The sequence below is a fragment of the Aquimarina macrocephali genome (assembly GCF_051627225.1).
GTDB classification, from domain to species: Bacteria; Bacteroidota; Bacteroidia; order Flavobacteriales; family Flavobacteriaceae; genus Aquimarina; species Aquimarina macrocephali.
On the sequence record NZ_CP151795.1, the window covers coordinates 3,022,862 to 3,041,792 of the forward strand.

The 18,931-nt window shown below is 31.8% G+C and carries 17 protein-coding genes and 1 riboswitch; of the genes, 7 read left to right on the forward strand and 10 right to left on the reverse strand.

Annotated elements, in window-relative coordinates; translation table 11 throughout:
* Positions 1-20: 20 nt before the first annotated feature.
* Positions 21-1,823 (reverse strand): T9SS type A sorting domain-containing protein, encoded by a 1,803-nt coding sequence (locus AAFU52_RS13070; RefSeq protein ID WP_438422241.1) that lies wholly within the window; start codon positions 1,821-1,823, stop codon positions 21-23.
* Between the two features lie 207 nt (positions 1,824-2,030).
* Between AAFU52_RS13070 and AAFU52_RS13075 the strand changes: the two genes are divergently transcribed.
* Complete coding sequence (locus AAFU52_RS13075; RefSeq protein WP_438422242.1) at positions 2,031-3,272, forward strand: 3-deoxy-D-manno-octulosonic acid transferase; 1,242 nt, start codon at positions 2,031-2,033, stop codon at positions 3,270-3,272.
* Positions 3,273-3,315: 43 nt separating this feature from the next.
* On the opposite strand, the gene AAFU52_RS13080 is transcribed toward AAFU52_RS13075, so the two are convergent.
* The 4 genes from AAFU52_RS13080 to AAFU52_RS13095 all read right to left on the reverse strand — a co-directional run bounded on the left by AAFU52_RS13080 (position 3,316) and on the right by AAFU52_RS13095 (position 6,918).
* Complete coding sequence (locus AAFU52_RS13080) at positions 3,316-3,972, reverse strand: DUF2461 domain-containing protein (protein WP_024770626.1); 657 nt, start codon at positions 3,970-3,972, stop codon at positions 3,316-3,318.
* Between the two features lie 13 nt (positions 3,973-3,985).
* Entirely contained in the window at positions 3,986-4,600 is a 615-nt protein-coding gene (locus tag AAFU52_RS13085; RefSeq protein ID WP_024770627.1) for a deoxynucleoside kinase, read from the reverse strand.
* Positions 4,601-4,772: 172 nt separating this feature from the next.
* Positions 4,773-5,453 carry a response regulator transcription factor gene (locus AAFU52_RS13090; RefSeq protein ID WP_024770628.1) on the reverse strand — a complete coding sequence of 227 codons (681 nt, stop codon included), beginning with the start codon at positions 5,451-5,453 and terminating at the stop codon, positions 4,773-4,775.
* On the reverse strand, positions 5,446-6,918 hold the full coding sequence (locus AAFU52_RS13095) for a sensor histidine kinase (protein WP_438422243.1): 1,473 nt from the start codon (positions 6,916-6,918) through the stop codon (positions 5,446-5,448). Before AAFU52_RS13095 ends, AAFU52_RS13090 begins: the two co-directional genes overlap by 8 nt.
* Before the next feature lie 154 nt (positions 6,919-7,072).
* On the opposite strand from AAFU52_RS13095, the gene AAFU52_RS13100 reads away from it, so the two are divergent.
* From AAFU52_RS13100 to AAFU52_RS13110, 3 genes are all read left to right on the forward strand, one after another.
* On the forward strand, positions 7,073-7,900 hold the full coding sequence (locus AAFU52_RS13100; RefSeq protein ID WP_035091931.1) for a GLPGLI family protein: 828 nt from the start codon (positions 7,073-7,075) through the stop codon (positions 7,898-7,900).
* A gap of 109 nt (positions 7,901-8,009) precedes the next feature.
* Complete coding sequence (locus tag AAFU52_RS13105; protein WP_438422244.1) at positions 8,010-10,754, forward strand: carboxypeptidase-like regulatory domain-containing protein; 2,745 nt, start codon at positions 8,010-8,012, stop codon at positions 10,752-10,754.
* A 50-nt stretch (positions 10,755-10,804) separates the two neighbouring features.
* Positions 10,805-11,323 (forward strand): DUF302 domain-containing protein, encoded by a 519-nt coding sequence (locus tag AAFU52_RS13110; protein WP_024770632.1) that lies wholly within the window; start codon positions 10,805-10,807, stop codon positions 11,321-11,323.
* Between the two features lie 79 nt (positions 11,324-11,402).
* On the opposite strand, the gene AAFU52_RS13115 is transcribed toward AAFU52_RS13110, so the two are convergent.
* Both AAFU52_RS13115 and AAFU52_RS13120 read right to left on the reverse strand, forming a co-directional pair.
* On the reverse strand, positions 11,403-11,744 hold the full coding sequence (locus AAFU52_RS13115) for a hypothetical protein (RefSeq protein ID WP_024770633.1): 342 nt from the start codon (positions 11,742-11,744) through the stop codon (positions 11,403-11,405).
* A gap of 168 nt (positions 11,745-11,912) precedes the next feature.
* A complete protein-coding gene (locus AAFU52_RS13120) occupies positions 11,913-12,293 on the reverse strand; it encodes a DoxX family membrane protein (protein ID WP_438422245.1) in 381 nt (126 codons plus the stop codon).
* Between the two features lie 296 nt (positions 12,294-12,589).
* Between AAFU52_RS13120 and AAFU52_RS13125 the strand changes: the two genes are divergently transcribed.
* Positions 12,590-13,774, forward strand: a complete 1,185-nt coding sequence (locus AAFU52_RS13125) for a heparan-alpha-glucosaminide N-acetyltransferase domain-containing protein (protein ID WP_438422246.1) — start codon at positions 12,590-12,592, stop codon at positions 13,772-13,774.
* 90 nt (positions 13,775-13,864) lie between these two features.
* Entirely contained in the window at positions 13,865-14,287 is a 423-nt protein-coding gene (locus tag AAFU52_RS13130; RefSeq protein WP_438422247.1) for a DoxX family protein, read from the forward strand.
* Between the two features lie 79 nt (positions 14,288-14,366).
* Here AAFU52_RS13130 and AAFU52_RS13135 read toward each other — a convergent pair whose 3' ends face one another.
* From AAFU52_RS13135 to metK, 3 genes are all read right to left on the reverse strand, one after another.
* Complete coding sequence (locus AAFU52_RS13135) at positions 14,367-14,720, reverse strand: hypothetical protein (protein WP_152538556.1); 354 nt, start codon at positions 14,718-14,720, stop codon at positions 14,367-14,369.
* 516 nt (positions 14,721-15,236) lie between these two features.
* The gene (locus AAFU52_RS13140) at positions 15,237-15,602 is read right to left on the reverse strand and encodes a hypothetical protein (protein WP_438422248.1); all 366 of its coding nucleotides are present in this window, start codon (positions 15,600-15,602) and stop codon (positions 15,237-15,239) included.
* Positions 15,603-15,815: 213 nt separating this feature from the next.
* Entirely contained in the window at positions 15,816-17,072 is a 1,257-nt protein-coding gene (gene metK / locus AAFU52_RS13145; protein ID WP_024770638.1) for a methionine adenosyltransferase, read from the reverse strand.
* A gap of 331 nt (positions 17,073-17,403) precedes the next feature.
* Positions 17,404-17,512, forward strand: a riboswitch (SAM riboswitch).
* 122 nt (positions 17,513-17,634) lie between these two features.
* On the opposite strand from metK, the gene AAFU52_RS13150 reads away from it, so the two are divergent.
* Positions 17,635-18,921, forward strand: coding sequence for an O-acetylhomoserine aminocarboxypropyltransferase/cysteine synthase family protein (locus AAFU52_RS13150; protein ID WP_024770639.1), 1,287 nt, complete (start codon positions 17,635-17,637; stop codon positions 18,919-18,921).
* The last annotated feature ends 10 nt before the right edge of the window (positions 18,922-18,931 follow it).

Below are 18,931 nucleotides of genomic sequence, written 5' to 3' on the forward strand. Positions count from 1 at the left end.
AACAATATATGAGCATGGATTTATTCTTTAATAAACTTAATAGATTTAAAACCTTGAATATTAAGAAAATAAACGCCGCTGCGTAATGTTTTCAGTTTTTCTGAAATATGATATTGTGAATTTTGATTTGTTCGAATCCTGAAGTTCTTAATTTCTTTTCCTGTGATATCGTATATTTTTATAGAAAATGGATCTGGTAAAACATACGCCAGAACAGATAAAAATGCTTGATTTTTGACTGAATTTGGTGTTATCCAAATTGCTTTTTCGGATTTATATATGTGACTCTCATCCTCGACCTCATTTAAACTGTTTTCAACATCTCCAACTACAAATCCAGAAATAATACTTCTTCTGAAATTATTTTTATTTTCTGAATTTAGAAATAAACTATACACTCCTTTTTCTAGATTTTTAGTGTTAAAATAGAAGCTATGGTCATTCTCATCAAATGTAATCATCTCGGGATCACTTTGTACTGGTGTACCATCTATTTCTGAAGTTTTGAGTATTACACCATGAACTTGAGTATTCAAAAATAATTGAGAATCTTTTTTATCCGAGTATAAATCAACTTTTAGTATTGGATACCTACTCATAGAAAGCTGCTCTAGAGACATTAATATTCCACTGTTTTGTTTGATAAATGCCGTAAATCGAGAATTACTTTTTAAGGTTATATTATTTTCGGAAATTGGAATAATGATTTTATGATTTTCATAGCTAGAGCTTTTGTGAATATTCAATTTTTTAAGATTTTTATCAAAAACTTCAAAACTAGCAGTTGGATTTTCATGTATGACTTCGGCTACCGCATAACTAGAACCCTTATCCAGTAGTATTTGATCATATTCATTTTCAGAATAAATAATATAATAGTTACTTGTTATTTTGGAGTTATCGAATTTATTATCGGGTATAATAGCACTTTTTAGAGAACGATTTTCGATATAAGATTTTATATAAGACCAACTAAACTGTCCAAAACTAATATCCAGGTGATCAATAATTGCTCTGGGATCATTTTTTCTGAAGACATATTCTGCACCAGGTCTAAGTGTACTTTTATACGGTGCTACTCCATCATTAGCTCCTTGAATTGGAAATAGAAACCCTCCTGTTAGTAAAAAAGCTGGAGCAGCAATGGTAGATCCTTTGTAAAAACCAGAAGCTCCCAATACAATAAACTTTTCTGGTTCGTTATCCGGATGATTATCCAGGTAAGGTCGTACTACATCTCTACAATAATATGTGGTCGAGGTTTGTGCTCCTTCGTTTAATCCAGTAAGTTTCCATGCCCAGTTTAACCAGGGCATCTGAGAAATATCTGCCAGATATGTTCCCCAAAAAGGAGTTCCAAGAGCAAAGGCCAATGCTACTTTATCCTTTTTTTTATAAGTGAACATTGCTGCTTCTGAAGCTTTTCCACCATTACTATGCCCAACCAGATATACCTGATCTACATTAAATTTTTGGGTAACAATATCGATAGATTCTGCTAATAATTTTCCGTTTACCCAGATTCCTCCACCTCTCGTAGTGGCAACAAAAACAGCTTGATATCCTTCATTGTATGTTTCTTGATAAAAGGAATTATTAAACAGAAACTGAGATTGATTAAGATCTATATAACCATGGTTAAAAAGGATTATTTTTCCGTTATAATTAGGAGGAGTGGCGCCATAATGAATTGTGGATTTAAACAAGGGGCCAATAAAAAAGGGAGATACCTTGTCTGGTTTAGGAAGCTGTACTTCGTTAAAGTTTTGAGAACATAATATTGCACATGAAAATAATGCAATTAAAGTAAGTTTTAATTTCATAAATATAGAGTTTGTGTAATAGTTGATGTTAATTTAACTATTTTGTTGCTTTTCTTTTGTAAAAAAGATCATTTTGTTAAGTTTTGTTCACTTTAAATTAAATATTAATGCAATAGCCTTAACCCTTAGAATAAGGTTTTTGTGATAGATAATTACCTTTTTTAATAGGAAGAAATGTATTTTAGCAATTCATAAAAATTATCATTCTTGGGCATTTTATATAACATCTTTATTGCAATATTTAATGGTTTACTTCCTGTAATAGGTCTGTTAAGCCCTAAACTCAAATTGTTTGCTAACGGAAGGAAAACAGTTTTTGAAACTCTTGAGAAACATTTTCCTGCTCAAGATCGTATTATCTGGTTTCATTGTGCATCTTTGGGAGAATACGAGCAAGGTGTTCCTGTAATAGAAGCGCTAAAGAAAAAGTATCCTACTCATAAAATAGTAGTCACTTTTTTTTCCCCTTCAGGTTACGAAGCCAAAAAAAATAGCACTTTGGCTGATATTATTGTGTATCTACCTATGGATACAAATGCAAATGCTATTCGGTTTATCCAGCTTGTAAAACCTGAACTTGCTGTCTTTGTAAAATATGAATTTTGGCCTAATTACCTAAAAGTATTAGAAAGCAGAAACATTCCGGCAGTGTTTATATCTGCGGCATTTAGAGAAGATCAGGCGTTTTTTAAATGGTATGGTGGTTTTATGAGAAAAGCTTTGCAGACCATAGATCACTTTTTTGTTCAGGATAAAATATCCCAAACGCTAATAGAAAAACAAGGTTTCACTAATGTTACTTTGAGTGGGGATACACGTTTTGATCGTGTGTCACACCAAATTGAAATGGATAACCATGTTGATTTTATTTCAGAATTTATTAATGAACGACTTTGTATAGTGATGGGGAGTTCATGGCCAGAAGATGAAGAAATTTTTATGGAGTATATAAATTGCGCCTCTAATGAGGTTTGTTTTATTATTGCTCCTCACGAAATAAAAGATAGTAGTACAAATGCATTAAAACAAAAGATTAAAAAGAAAACCGTTTTATATTCTGAAAAAGAAGGAATAGTGCTGAAAGATCAGCAGGTGTTTATAATGAACACTATCGGATATTTATCCCGAATATATAGTTATGGTGATATTGCATATGTAGGTGGAGCTATGGGAACGGGAGGATTACATAATATTTTAGAACCAGCAACTTTTGGAATCCCAATCATTATTGGTAAGAATTTTGAGAAATTTAGAGAGGCTAAGCAACTTCAAAAATTGGCAGGATTATTTTCAGTTTCAAGTGCAGATGAATTTAATCAGATATTAAATAAACTTGTCGAGGATAAAAAGTTTAGAGAAAAAACGGGGATGATTTCTGGTCACTTTATCAATAGTAATACGGGTGCTACGGCAATGATTATGGCGTATTTAATTAAGAAAATTAATTAGAATAAAAACAACAAAGTGTCATGCTGGTTTTTACTTTTAACAACTATACGGTAACAGCCTGATTAAAATACCGCCTAAACGGAAGCATTTCTTTATACACAGTAATCACCTTATTCATAAAATCTTCTTTAAGGATATCTTCTTTGGTTAAGGGGTGAATTACAGCAAATGTTTTATGACGAAGCAGATCGATATATTCATGATCAGAAGGGTAACCTTTGGGAGTAGTTTTTAGCTTATCCTTATCTAAGTACATCTCTCCAAAAGTGTGTTTGAAACTTTTTTTATTCAAAATCTTAACTAGCTCTTCACCATTATAGTCAATCGCTTCTCGAATACTGTTAAGCATTTTGTTCTCTGGCCTCCAATAACCACCAGCCAATTCACATTCGTTAATCCCAATTTGGATATAAAAATCGCCTTGCTTGGTGCGTTGATCCAATCCAGCAGCAAAATGATCTTTGTATACAGGTTTATTAGGATGAAAAAGTAAATTGTTGTTAATGCGATTAATTCCTTTTTTACCCGATGTAGGATAGTAATTGGGGTCGATTGCGGCTAATTTCACATCCAATTCATCTAGCCATTGTATAAATGAATTACGAACAGTTTGATACTGTTTTCTATTAGCATCCATCCATTCTTTATGATTATTGGCCTGTAAACCTTGTAAAAACTGAAAGAGTGCATTAAAATCCATCTCGATTCAAAGATTAAAATAACCCGTTTAGCTCGGCATCAATGCGATTTATAATGTTCCCCAGATCTTCTGGATTATCCACAAAATTGATATTGTCTACATCCACAATAAGAAGATTGCCTTTATCATAATCATGTGCCCAAGCTTCATATCGTTCATTAAGCCTGCTTAGATAATCAATACTAATTGTATTTTCATATTCACGTCCACGTTTATGAATCTGATTTACTAGATTAGGAATACTACTTCTAAGATAAATCAATAGATCAGGACCTTCGACTACATTTTCCATAAGATCAAAAAGAGATCTGTAGTTTTCAAAATCACGATTGGTCATAAGCCCCATTGCATGTAAGTTTGGGGCAAAAATATAGGCATCCTCGTAGATCGTTCTATCCTGGATAATATCTTTTCCGCTTTCACGAATATCTAATATTTGTCTAAAACGACTATTAAGGAAATAAATCTGAAGGTTAAAAGACCAACGCTCCATTTTATTATAAAAATCCTCTAGATAAGGGTTCTCTAATACATCTTCAAAATGAGCTTCCCATTTATAATGTTTAGCAAGTAATCGGGTCAATGTAGTTTTTCCGGCTCCGATATTTCCAGCTATTGCTATATGCATAGTTGATTGTTTTTCTTGAGGTGTTTTGTAAAAATGTACGTTATAGTGTGGGCGTAAATATAGTGGATTTTATGGCGAACATAAAAAGGATAGAAAAGAATTTCGGTAAGATGCATGTTTTAAAAACTTAAGTGCTCGTTTAATCAATATAAGTAACGTACAAAAATTGATTTTAGCATACTAGTTTATATCCATATCCTCTTACATTAATAATTTGGATGGATTCATCTTGTTTTAGTTTTTTGCGAAGTTTAGTGATAAATACATCCATACTTCTACCACTAAAAAAATCATCATCACCCCAGAGTTTTTTGAGAATCATTGAACGATCCAGTACTTGATTTTTATTTTTGATTAGGTGAAACAACAGATGAGCTTCTCTATGTGTGAGTTGTTGTGTTTCTTCTTTATAGGAGAGTAATTGTTTAGGAAAATCAAAAGTATAGGCGCCAAAACTAATAATTTCTGCACTCTGTTGCAATGTAATACGATGTAGTAAATTATTGATTCTTACGATCAATTCTTCCATGCTAAAAGGTTTTTTTAGGTAATCATTACCGCCAATAGTAAATCCTTCTACAACATCTTGTGTTTGAGACTTAGCTGTAAGAAATATAATAGGAATGGTGTTGTCTTCTTGTCTAATTTCTTTAGCCAGAGTAAATCCATCTTTTTTAGGCATCATAACATCCAGAACAAGTAGTTTTGGCTTTACAGATTTATATAAATTATAGGCTTCTTCACCATTTTTAGCCAGATGTACTTTAAAGTTCCTGGTTTCCAGGCTCTCTTTAATGATTTGACCTAAAGAGGGTTCATCTTCTGCAAGTAGTATTTCGATTGTCTTAGTCATTAGGTAAAGTGATTTTGAAATTTGTTAGCCCTTGATCTAATGATAATTGTATAGTTCCTTCATGTTTTTCAACTATAGTCTTGGCATAAAAAAGACCGATACCAAAACCTTTAACATCATGTGTATTTCCTTTGGGTACACGATAGAATTTTTCGAATATTTTCTCTTTATGAGCTTTGGTTAATCCTGTACCATTATCTCTAATTTCTATGCTACTGTGTGAATCTGTATTTGTAATACTAATACCTACTGTGTTTCCTCCATATTTAATAGCATTGTCAATAATATTATTTATTGCATTTTCAAAATGAAACCCATCGATTTTTCTCCTAATATTTTCATGAGAATTGGTAAAAGTTATATTTTTTAGGGGCGAATTTACTTTGTGCTTTTCTGCAATGGTTTGAATTAGCGGTACTAAATTTATTTCCTCCAGATTTAATTGTAATTCATCGCTATCCAATGTAGCTGTTTCCAGGATCTTTTCGACCATGGTGTTAAGTTTGTTTAATTGACCAGAAGACATTTCGATATACTTTTTTGTCTTTTTCTGATCATTTTCCTGGTTGAAATTTTGAATGCCTTCCAGAGCAGCACTTATGGTGGCAATAGGGGTTTTAAATTCGTGAGTTATGTTACTTATTAAGTCGTTTTTTAGTGCTGCCAGATGTTTTTGATGATTAATGATTCTTAGTAAAAATAAAAGACATGCAATCACCGCACTCACTAATAAAAATGAAAGAGTAATACTGATTAGGTTTTTTTTAAATATGACTAGTTTTTCATTAGTAAAAAATAACTGTAATGAACTTGTTTTTGGTAGATATAATGATTTTGAAGAAGTACTTAAAATAGCAGAGTTAATAATATCGCTTTTAGTTTCTTTTTTTTCTCCTAAAGTATCGTTGAACTTTAGCCCAAAATCTACGGCAATTTTTTTACGTAAAAATTCCTGCTGCACCAAAGAATCTATTTTTTGAAGTTGAAGCGAATCTTGAGTAATCGAAACTACAATTTTAGAAGTAAGTTGCTTAAATATATCATTTTGATTTGTACTATCTTTAAATCTATTGGTAGTCACTGATATGCGTCTACGACTCCCTCTATGTTCGTGTTCACTTTCATTAAATATAGATATACCAGTCATGTCTATACTATCTGGAATCTGGAATCTTTTAAAATTTATAGTATCAGAATCTATTTTCTTTAGTAATATTTTGAAATCTCCGTTTTCTAAGAAATTTTTAAGGTTGGTAGAATCTGAGACAAACCCTATTGTATTTTCTTCAGCAAGTTTAGTATAATATTGATTTACGGCATTGTCTAAACTTATTTGTACTTCATTAATTAATTGTTGTTTTCCGATTTGATAGTTCTTATAATTCCAATACACCTGTATGCTTAATGTAATTACAATTACAGCGGTGATAAAATATAATATATTCTTGTAGCTTCCTTTTCGCATACTTCAAAAGTAAGGTTCTTATCTTATATAAAACCAATCGGTTAACACACGTTAACATTGGTTAACCTTCTGGTTAGGGTTCAGTTTTCATATTTGTAACGTATTAATCGAAGTGATTGAAAAAAGTTTATTCCACTTCATCAAAAAAATAACTATGATACGAATTATGATATTGATATTACTTTTTGTGTTTGAAGGCTTGTTTGCACAGGATTTTCAAGGCATTGTGACGTATAAGACGAATAGAAAAATGGATCTTAATATGGAAGATTCTAAAATGAATGCTGATATGCAAAAACAGCTTCAGGAAATGTTGAAAAAGCAATTTCAAAAAGAATATAGATTGAGTTTTAATGCTACAGAATCGGTATATAGAGAAGAAGAAAATCTGGGAACACCACAACCAGCTTCGGGAGTTCAAATTGTAGTTGCAGGATCCGGAGCATCTAACATTTTGTATAAAAATATTAAAGAAAAACGTTTTGCCAGGAAACAAGATATGATGGGTAAGCTATTTCTGGTAAAAGACAACTTGGAAAAATTAGATTGGAAACTCGAAGATGAAACAAAAAAGATAGGAAATTATACGTGCTATAAGGCAACAGCAAAACGAATGGGGCAACGCATTCAAAATATGAGAATTAGTACCAATGATGATAATGATGAAGTGACCGAGCCAGAAGAAGAGGAGATTACAATTACGGCATGGTATACTCCAGAGATACCTGTATCTAACGGTCCAGGAAATTATTGGGGACTTCCTGGTTTAATATTAGAAATCAATGATGGAGATCAAAGTATACTATGTGCTAAAATAGTACTGAACCCAAAAAAGAAAGTAAACATTAGCGAACCAACAAAAGGGAAAGAGGTCACAGAAGAAAAATTTGAGCAAATTGTAGAGAAAAAAATGAAGGAAATGAGAGATCGGGAATCAAGACGAGGGGATGGAGAATCAATACGAATACGAATAGGAGGGTAAGTTTATATTCGAACCTAAAAAAATAAGTATATAGCAGTAACTCTACTCTTCATTAAGAGTTACTGCTTCTATAACTCTTGTTATAGAAATAGATAAAAATCATTATAAAATGTACAAAAAACTAGGACTATTGGTTTTCCTCTTTGGGATAACCCTGGCATCTACTGCCCAAAAAGTACAAATCACAGGTTTTGTCAAAGATTCATTAGGCAGCCCTATATCAATGGCTAATGTGATTGCATATAAGAAACTGGATAATGCGATGACCAGCTACGGAATAACGAATGATAAGGGTAAGTATAAAATTTCGGTTCCTGCGAATGAAACATACATATTGAAAGTAAGTTTTATTGGTCTTACAGCAGAAACAAAATCAATTACTATATCTACCAATGATGAAGTTATTGATTTTGAGATGAGGCCTGAAGAAAATAGTCTGGATGAAGTAGAAATCGTTTATGAAATGCCAGTAGTAGTAAAAGGAGATACCTTAGTCTACAATACTGATTCTTTTGTCAATGGTACAGAAAAAAAATTGGGAGATGTACTGAAAAAACTACCTGGAGTTGAAGTTAATGAAGATGGTGAAATTGAAGTTGAAGGCAAAACAGTTTCTAAGGTTATGGTAGAAGGAAAAGATTTTTTTGATGGAGATTCTAAACTGGCGACAAAGAATATCCCTGCAGATGCTTTGGATAAAGTAGAAGTATTACGAAATTATGATGATGTTGGCCAAATGCGAGGTTTACGAAATTCGCAAGATCAGGTAGCCATTAATATTAAATTGAAAGAAGGTAAAAAGAATTTTTGGTTTGGTGATATAACCGCTGGTGCAGGAGTAGGGGAGACAGAGCGCTATATAATTAAACCTAAACTGTTTTATTATAGTCCAAAGTACAGTATTAATGTCCTTACAGATATTAATGATATTGGTGAAGTTCCTTTTACGATGATGGATTACTTTAATTTCACAGGAGGTTTTAGAAATTTAGGGCGTGGAGGTACGTCTTTTAGTATTTCTACAGATGACCTTGCGTTTGCTGCACTACAAAATAATAGAGCCAATGAAATTAATACCAAATTTGGTGCAGTTAACTTTAATCTTATGGCCAATAAGAAATTGGATATTAGCGGTTATGGAATTGTGAGTGATAACAAAGTAGATTTAATAACCAATACCCGAAGAGTTTATGTTGATGATACCCCGGATCCTACAGATAATACAATTGAAGAAACTTTTGATAATACCAGGCAGCGGAGTACGTTGGGATTATTAAAACTAAATGCAAGTTATAGGCCTAGTAGCAATTTTAGATTAGATTATGATATTCTCGGAAAACTTTCTGAACAAAAAGAAGAGGATACTTTCTTATCTACAAGATCAACTGTTTCTGAAGATATAAATGAGAGACTTGAAAGCTCTCCATTTTCGATACAACAAAATATGAATGCTTACTATACACTAAATACAAAACATATTTTCTCTTTAGAAGCACGGCATTTATTTCAAGATGAAGATCCCTTTTATAATGCAATACGAGCAGAAATTCCTTTTAGGGGTGTTTTTACACAAATAAATGACCCTTTACTTCCAGATTCAGATACTTTTGATCCATTAGAGGAATCTTCAAACTATAGTATTAATCAAAAAAAAGAGGTAAAAACCAGTAAGTTGGACGCGAAACTGGATTATTATTATGTGATTAACAAAAAGAGTAACCTCAATCTTACGTTCGGAAGTACACTAAGTACTCAAAACTTTGATTCAAGCATTTTTCAGATTTTGGATAATGGAAACCAGAATAATTTTGAGGCTGGTGAATTTAGTAATGAGGTGAAATATAACTTTAATGATGTATATGCTGGCCTGCATTATAAGTTTATTAAAGGGATTTTTACATTTAATCCAGGGGTGAGTGTACATAACTATGGTTTAAAAGATCAACAATTAGGTACTAAAATAACCCAGAACGAATGGCAGGTTTTACCAGATCTTTTTGTTTTAGCTCAATTAAGACAAAGTGAAAGCCTAAGGTTTAACTATTCGATAACCGCAGAGTATACCGATGTTAATCGTTTAGCAACTGGTTATGTGTTTAATAACTATAATTCATTATTTCAGGGAAACCGAAACCTGGAAAATTCATTATATGATAATTATTCCATAAACTACTTCAATTTTAATATGTTTAGTTATACTAATATTTTTGCTCAACTAACATATAGTGACCGACGTAATCCTATTAAAAATACGAGTACGATTACAGGTATAAATAGGATAGATACTCCTATAAATTCTAATGTTGCGGATCAAATTTTTTCTGCCAATGGAAGTATTAGTCGAACATTTGGTAAAATAAAAGGAGGTTTAAATGTAAATATAAACCGATCTGCTTTCAATACCATTGTAAATACTTTGCCCAGTAAAAGTATAAGTCTTACCCAAATGTATAAAACAGAATGGTCTACAAACTTTAAAAAAGGACCTAATTTTGATTTAGGATACAGTCTTACAGTCAATGATTATGATAATAATGGGGTCGAAAATACATTTTATACGAGCCAACCATTTGCTCGGTTAGATTGGTCTTTTGCCAAAGGTTTTTTATTAAAGTCGTCTTATAACTATTACCAGTATCGCAATACAGAAACTATGTTAAACGAATATAGCTTCTGGGATGCAGATTTATTTTATCAAAAACCAGACAGTAAGTGGGAGTATAAGTTTTCTGTAACTAATGTATTGGATACCAAAAGTATTAATAGAGATAGTTTTAATGAATTATATAGTAGTACTTCGAGTTATGTAATTCAGCCTCGTTACTGGATTTTAAGTATAAAATATAATCTGTAATTATAGTGTAGATTATTACGACCAATTAGATACAACCTAAAAAAACTATAATGAGAACATATAAAATATTGGGGGTTTTATTGCTAATAGTAATGATATCATGTAATCAAAATCAAAATGATACGTCCAAAGCTGTACAAACGAATTCGCAACAAAAAATGGAAATTGTTAAAAAACAAGGCATAATCACAAAAGTAAGCTCTAAAAGTTTTGAAGATACTTATCATACATTAATAGAGATTATTACCAATAATCCTAATCTAAAGATTATAGCACAATTAGATCATCAGGCTAATGCGGCATCGGTAGATCTAGAATTGAACCCAACACGAGTAATTATGTTTGGTAATCCGAAGTTAGGAACTCCTTTGATGCAGAATTCTCAAATTACAGGATTAGATCTTCCACAAAGGATTCTAATATGGCAAGATGATAAAGATGTTGTTCATGTTTCGTACAATGATCCTGAATTTTTAAAGCTACGCCATGAGATTATTGGTAAAGATGATGTCTTGACAATTATTTCCAAAGCTTTAGATAATCTTTCAAAAGGAGCCACAGGAGCATAATAATCGATTACAGTACTTGAGTTAGCCCAATATTCAATATAGATGTCTCCAGAAATAAATACTATTTTATTTTTGGAGGCTAATTTTGTAGTTTTACCTTGATTGGCCCACCACTGGATACATAACTTCCTCCTATTTCATCAATATTAATATCCAATTCATCTTGTGTGCTGATAGTGCTAAGGTCTATTTTAAGCTTATCATAAGTATCTATATTTTTAATATTTACATCGATCTCATCAGTATTGCTTAATCGAACCGTTATAGATCCATCATCATTAATAGGGAGTAACCCATAGTTTGTAGGGGGGACATTGTTTGCATATGCTTTTGGAATAATATCAATATCTCTTATTACAATAATTACAAGACAAATAGCAATAATTGTAATTATAGACTTGGTATAGGTATCAGTTTTCATAAAGGATAATTTTATTTATTGAAAAAAGACACCAATAAAGATGCCAAAACCAAGCTTTCTTTACGTGAAGTGTAGGATTTGTTTTTTATAATTTATAATTGCCAATTAAGTGATACTTTAATAGAAATAAAAAAGATGCCCGCTTAGACATCTTTTTATTTCTATTTGTTACTGTGCTTTTAGGAGTTCTTTATAGTGATCCCTATAGATATATAGCATAAGAATATTTAGGGCCAAGAACACAACACCTATTATCCAATTTTCGGTATCAAGTTTAATGTGATATAAAAACGCATTGACAGATACACTCATTAGAATGACCATCATTAAGGGAGCAAATTTATTAGTTAATAAAGCAACCCCTGCACAGATCTCTACAATAGCCACCAGCATCATAGTTTTAGAGGATACTAAAACTTTTAAGAAACTTATAGCTATTTTGGTTGAAGGAGCTGGTGGATCCATAAAATAAAATAATTTATTACATCCAAAAAATAAAATGGCAAGGCCAAAAACTATTCTAATTCCTAAAATTACTTTTGTATTCATAGATTGAAGATTTTGGTTATTAGTATTATTGTTTAACGTATTAACCTTTTTAAAATTGCCGGGTTGTACATGAACTCTTAACGATAATATGGGTTTAAAGTCTTAAAACTATCGATATAGGGCACTTTTTAGGATTATTGTTTTACGTAAAATCCCACAAATATTATGGGTTTAGAGATAAACACCTTAAAATCAATATAGAAACCAATAAAAATTGTCTAGATTTGCGCTTTTTTAAGCAATAATACAACCCGAAAACTCGTTTTTTGGGAACAACCTAACCAAAGACCACAATAATGACTAAACGTACTAGTCGATTGCATTTTCTTGATGCAATTCGGGCATTTGCTATTCTTATGATGCTTCAGGGGCATTTTGTACACTCTCTTTTGGGAGATGTGTACAGGGATAAAAGTAATCTTGTGTATACGGTATGGGAGTATTTTAGAGGAATGACTGCTCCAACATTTTTTACGATAACTGGCTTTATTTTCACGTATTTGTTACTAAAGCAAAACACAAAAGGAATAGATAATCCAAGAGTTTTAAAAGGTGTAAAACGTGCCGTTAAAGTTATTTTTTGGGGGTATTTATTGCGATTAAGCTTTTATGAAGTTTTTACAGGAACAGTAAATCCTTCGTTTTTCTATGTAGATGTATTACAATGTATAGGTACGTCATTATTGCTGTTGATAGGAGTATATCTTATTTTATGCCGAATTAATGAAGCTTGGTTTCAGAACATAGTGTTAAGCATTGGAGTGATTATTTTTCTTCTGCAACCAATGTATGGTAGTTGTATATTAGAGTTTTTACCGAAAACAGTTGCGAATTATTTCACCAATAGAAATGGATCTATTTTTACGTTACTACCCTGGTTTGGGTATGTGTGTATAGGTAGTTTTATGGCTAGCTTATTTTTGAAATACGGAAAACGAAAAATGTTTTACCCTTATGCTATTATAGCACTTTTATCTGTAGGAGTGGTATTGGTATTTTATTCTTCGACCATATTAATGGTGATATACAGTATAACAGGTGTTGCTGTTTTTAAATCAGTAGCTTATAACAACTTCTTATTTATAAGATTAGGAAATGTGTGTATGCTTTTTTCTGTATTTATTTTGGTGAAAAACTATTTTACAAATCAGATGATAACCAAAATAGGAGGGAGAACGCTATCTATCTATATAGTTCACTTTTTTGTACTTTACGGAAGCTGGTTCGGATTGGGGCTTAGTCGCTTTTTTTATCACAGTTTAACGCCGGCACAAGTTTTTATAGGAGCGTTATTGTTTATAATTGGTGTATGTACAACGGTTTTGTATTATTATAAATATGAAGAAGAACTGAAGCTTCAAGTACACCATTTGCTTAATTCTACAAATCAGAAGATGAAAGCTACCGTGCCAGAAGCTTTTATGCTGTTTAGAAATACTATTATTCGTACATATCGAAACATTAGATATACGAGGCGATAATATTGTAATCTATAGATTGGTTAGTTGACTGTTTTTTTATTGTGTTAAAAATCAGTATCTTATAGTGGTCTAATCAATACTCATTTTGTCATGCCAACAATAAAATCATTAAACAAATGGGCTAATGCACATACGTATTATCCGTTAGATTTATTAAGAATTGCCTTAGGAGTTTTCTTATTTATAAAAGGAATAAATTTTATTAGTAATAGCCAGATTCTTGTAGATCTTATTAAACCGGTTCAAAACCTTGCAGGGGCTATGATTATAATTCATTATGTAGCTCCAGCACATTTAATAGGAGGTTTACTTATTTCTTTTGGGCTACTAACACGATGGTCAGTTACGGCACAACTTCCATTATTAATAGGAGCAGTTCTTATTAATTTTATAGGAGAAATGAACGTAGCAAATCTTATTATTGCCAGTATAATTTTGTTATTATGTATATTTTTCTTGTTCTATGGTTCTGGGAAACATTCTGTAGATTACTATTTAAAAATGGAACAGTGAAGCTGCGAAGATAAAATATGAATTTAATACATTTTAAAAATAAAAAAACCGCTCAGTGAGAGCGGTTTTTTTGTTTCTTTTACCATCCCGATAAACGAGATTTTCCGTTATGGGAGGGAATGTCTAGATATATAGTGTCTATTTTTTTTGAAGCATAAACATTGCTTTTATATTTAGAAACTCTTTTTTTATTTCTTTGAATTTGTTTTCTTATTTTTTTCCACTTCTTTTCACTATATCTATTGGTGTTTTTCGATCGCTGGGCTACATTTTCATTTGCCTCTATTGAATTAGTAGTATAAGAGAGGTTTTGTTTTTGTAGCGTATTATTAGTGATAGTAATAGATTTGAAATCAGTTGTATTACTTTGTCCTATTGATGAATATGTTATACATAGCAATACTACTGTAGTCATAGCGATTTTCATTTTCATTTTTTTAGATTTTTGGGGGTTAGTGATCATAAGTATAAAATTGAAGTTATTTATGAAAGTTTAAATAAGATTAATTTTTACAATCTAGATGCTAAATAAGCATCTGATCTTCAGTCACTAAGATAGTTATACTAATTCAATTTTGAATACGGAAAAACCGCAATATAGTACAGGGATTTTTCCCCTAAAAGGAGCTGAGAAGTGCTGTATTTACTCATATTTTTTTCTATATATGAAGTGAAATTTTTATTTTATTTTTTTCTAATAAAAAGCATAAAATATTGAGCTAATCAAGTAATAATACGGGGTGAGAGCTGTTTTGGAATATAAAATAAACAGACCTATTTTCTTGAAAACAGTACTGTTTTCAAGAAAATAGGTCTGTTTATTATTTCACAAAATGGTGAAAAACGTCAGATTTTATATAAGATAGAAATAACTATATATTAATTAAAGCAAAATAAGGTAATTGAAAAAAATAATTTTTTTCCAGAATATTTTCGATCTAATTATAGTTTACCAACCTGATAATCGAGATTGATTACTACCAGTATTATATGCGGGAATATCTATGTATATAGTATCCATAACTTTAGAAGCGTAGATACTGTTTTTTGCATTAGAAACTCTCTTTTTATTTTTTTTGAGCTGCTTTTTGATTTTTCGCCACTCTTTCTTGCTATAAAAATCCTTATCCTTCATTCTTATAGGAGCTTGTATTACCAAACGATCTGTCATGGCAATTTTATCAGTACTATATTGCTCTTCCTGAATTTGGTTATCAATGGTTTTTACCGAAGTGAGATCATTTTCAAAATCTTGACCAAAAGACATGCTACATACTAATAAAAAAGCGATGCTCAATGCAAATTTTAATTTCATTTCCCTAAATTTAAATGTATTAATCAATAGTGATACACTAAAATTCTAAAAAACATACCAAAATTATTTCCCCTCAGAATAGATATGTTTTGTATCTTATTATGTTAACAGGATAAATGTAATGATAATACTTGATTTCATAATACGGGAAAACCTCATTTTTTCAAGGCTTCACCTAATTTTTCGATGAATAACTATAAAACCAGATAAACGCTATATTTTAAAGGCTTTTTGAACCGCTTCTACATAATCAAGTTTCTCCCAGGTAAATAGCTCTACTTCCTTTTCAATTTTACCAGAATATGGACTTTCAAAAACCTTAGTAATTGTTTGTGGTTCTTTACCCATATGACCATAAGCGGCTGTTTCCTGATAGATAGGATTACGTAATTTAAGGCGCTTTTCGATGGCAGCTGGACGCATATCAAAGATTTTGCCTACTATTTCTGCAATTTCACCATCTGTTAATCCAAGAGAACTACTCCCGTAAGTATCTACAAAAATAGAAGTAGGTTCAACAACACCAATTGCATAAGATACCTGTACCAATACTTCACTTGCTACTCCTGCAGCTACAAGGTTTTTGGCGATATGTCTAGAAGCATATGCAGCAGAACGATCTACTTTACTTGGGTCTTTACCCGAAAAAGCCCCTCCACCGTGAGCTCCTTTACCACCATAAGTGTCAACTATAATTTTTCTTCCGGTAAGACCAGTATCTCCATGAGGACCACCAATCACAAATTTTCCAGTTGGATTAATATGATATGTGATCTGATCATTAAACAATTGTTGAATATAACTAGGTAATTGAGCAACTACCCTAGGTATCAAAATAGAAATGATATCATTTTTTATTTTACTCAGCATTACATCATCATTACTGTCAAAATCATCATGCTGTGTAGATACAACGATGGCAACAATACGCTGAGGTACATTATCATCATTATATTCGATAGTTACCTGACTTTTAGAATCAGGACGCAAATAAGGAATTTCTGTGCCTTCACGTCTTAGTTTGGCCAATTCAATTAATATTTTATGCGAAATATCAAGAGCTAATGGCATGTAATTAGCAGTTTCTTTAGTAGCATATCCAAACATCATTCCTTGGTCACCAGCACCTTGCTCTTCTTTATTTTCACGATCAACCCCTTGATTTATATCTTGCGATTGTTCATGAATAAGAGAAATTACTCCACAAGAATCACCGCTAAATTGATATGCACCTTTGGTGTATCCAATAGTATTGATGACATCTCTTGCTATATGTTGTACATCAAGATATGTTTTTGATTTTACTTCTCCAGCAAGTACAACCTGACCAGTGGTTACAAGCGTCTCGCAAGCTACCTTAGAATCAGCGTCAAAAGCTAAGAAGTTATCTAATAATGCATCACTTATCTGATCTGCTACTTTATCTGGGTGTCCTTCAGATACACTTTCTGAAGTAAATAAATATGCCATTCTTTATTGTTTTTATGGAAAAATACTTAGGCGTAATTGCAATGTGAAGCTTTCGACAGAATATCTTAATCGAACTGCTTTAGCATTTTTATACTGTAAAAAAAAATTATTTCAGTATTCGGGTTGCAATCAGTCAAATCTTTCCCTGAAAAATATTTTGGCAAAGGTAAAAAAAATGATAATACTTAAAAGCATTTAACGTATCATTAATTTTCTTTATTGAAGATTATTTTTATTAGGTCAATTTTAGCAAAATAATTTTCGAAAGAAAAATGATGTGATTAAAAAATAATTACTAGCTTTGTCCCCGAAGTTTCTTATACATATTAGTAAGTTATTAAGAAAGGTGGAGGGAATAGACCCTGTGAAACCTTAGCAACCCTTTGATTTATTAAAGAAGGTGCTAAATTCTATCCCGATTAATCGGGAGAAGATAACTCGATACAATTTCAATTTTTGTAATTGTCGTTTTCCTTTCTTTTTAATTTTCTATTTACATACACTACTATAATCGAGTGTTTGATGTATTTGAATTTTGTTTAAAAATTTAAAATAGAAAATTATGAGTACACAAAAATTTGCAACAGGAGCTTTACATGCAGGTCATGATGTGTCGGCCAATGGTGGAACAAGAGCAGTGCCTATTTATCAAACAACATCATATGTTTTTAACAATTCTGATCATGCTGCCAATCTATTTAATTTATCCGAAACAGGATTTATTTATACGAGATTAAATAATCCAACAAATGACATTCTGGAGCAACGTCTTGCAGCTTTAGAAGGTGGTATTGCGGCAGTAGTAACGTCATCAGGTACAGCAGCAATCAATACGACTTTACTAACTTTATTAAAAACAGGCGATCATATAGTTGCATCCAGTAGTTTATATGGTGGAACATACAACTTGTTAAATGTCACGTTACCTAGATTTGGGATTACAACAACTTTTGTAGATCCATCAAATCCGGATAATTTTAAAGATGCTGTACAAGAGAATACACGTGCATTTTTTGTAGAATCATTAGGAAACCCAAAGCTGGATGTATTAGATTTAAAAGCGATTTCTTCTGAAGCCAAAACCTATAAAGTACCTCTGATAGTTGATAATACAGTTGCTACACCGGCACTTCTTAATCCTATCGAGTATGGTGCTAATATCGTAATTCATTCACTTACAAAATATATTAGTGGTAATGGGACATCTCTTGGAGGAGCAATTATCGATGCAGGAACTTTTGATTGGTCTAGTGGTAAGTTTCCTGAGTTTACAGAACCCTCACCTGGATATCACGGATTAGTATATCACGATGCATTAGGGCCGGCAGCATTTATAGCAAAAGCCAGAATAGAAGGATTGCGAGATCATGGAGCTGCACTAAGCCCATTTAATGCGTTTCAGATTTTGCAGGGTTTAGAAACCTTAGAAATCAGAATAAAAAAGCATAGTGAAAGTGCATTAGAACTTGCTAAATGGTTAGAAGAGCAAGAAGAAGTAAGTTGGGTAAAGTACCCTGGACTCAAAAATAATACGTACTACGAATTAGCTCAGGAATACTTACCAAAAGGGCAAAGTGGAATCATCACTTTTGGAGTAAAAGGAGGTTTTGATTCAGCTAAAACAGTAGCTGATGAAACAAAAATTTTCTCTTTACTGGCAAATATTGGGGATTCTAAGTCTTTAATTATACATCCTGCCAGTACTACACACCAACAATTAGATTCTGCGCAGCAAGCATCTACTGGTGTAACTCAGGATTTGATTAGGTTATCAGTTGGGCTCGAAGATATTGAGGATCTAAAAGAAGATTTAAAAGAAGCTTTTAATAAAGTAAAAGTCAAAATTTAAAAGATCAAAA